Here is a 730-nt window from a genome sequence, read left to right on the forward strand (position 1 = left end):
TCGTGCCGAACACGGCCATCTCGCCAGCCACCAGTGCACGCTGCTCGTCCAGCGGTTTGAGGTAGCCGGCCGTCTCGGTCACGAAGCGCTTCCACGCGGCGGTGTCCGAGCCACCGTTGCGCAGGGCGCTGATCAGGTCGAACCCGAAGGCCAGGGCCTTGCCGCGGCCGTAGGCATTGCCCACCACCGCCGGGTAGGAGCTGCCCGAGGGGTGCGGAGTGTTGTCCTCACCGTCGTAGTCCACGCGGTAGCAGTACTGGCGCTGGTAGCTGGCCAGCACCGTGCCGCCGCTCAGGCTCAGGCGCAGCGGCAGGCCCACCGTGCTCAGGCGTGTGCTGGTGAACGAGGCGCCGCTGACGTCCATCGCCTTGGTCGACAGCCAGATGTGGCCGCCATAGCGGGCACCGGCCAGACGGTACAGGGCGTGGTTCTCGTAGGCGGTGGTGCCGCCATCGACCAGCAGCGTCGCGCCACGGTTGACCGCCTCGCGCACCTCGTTGAGCAGGTGCGGGCCACAGTCGGGCAGCGCGCCCAGCATCCAGATGCTGGTGTAGGCGCCGCTGCGCAGCTCGCGCCGGAAGGCGTTGCGGTCGTAGGTGATGTAGTGCGCAACGTTCAGGCTGTTGAGGTAGCTACTCAGGTACTGCGCGCGCTCCTTGTAGCAGATGTGGCTGTAGCTCAGGCGCAGCCAGCCCAGCAGGTCCCAGCCCAGGTCGGGCTCGCAGTCGTA

The 730-nt window shown here is 68.5% G+C and carries 1 protein-coding gene; it reads right to left on the minus strand.

Annotated features, from left to right (window positions below):
• Window positions 1-730, minus strand: a 730-nt coding sequence (locus tag EIP75_RS24220) for a hypothetical protein (RefSeq protein WP_158622975.1), incomplete at both ends; no start/stop codon positions are given.

It is taken from the genome of Aquabacterium soli (assembly GCF_003933735.1).
Taxonomy (GTDB): domain Bacteria; phylum Pseudomonadota; class Gammaproteobacteria; order Burkholderiales; family Burkholderiaceae_C; genus Aquabacterium; species Aquabacterium soli.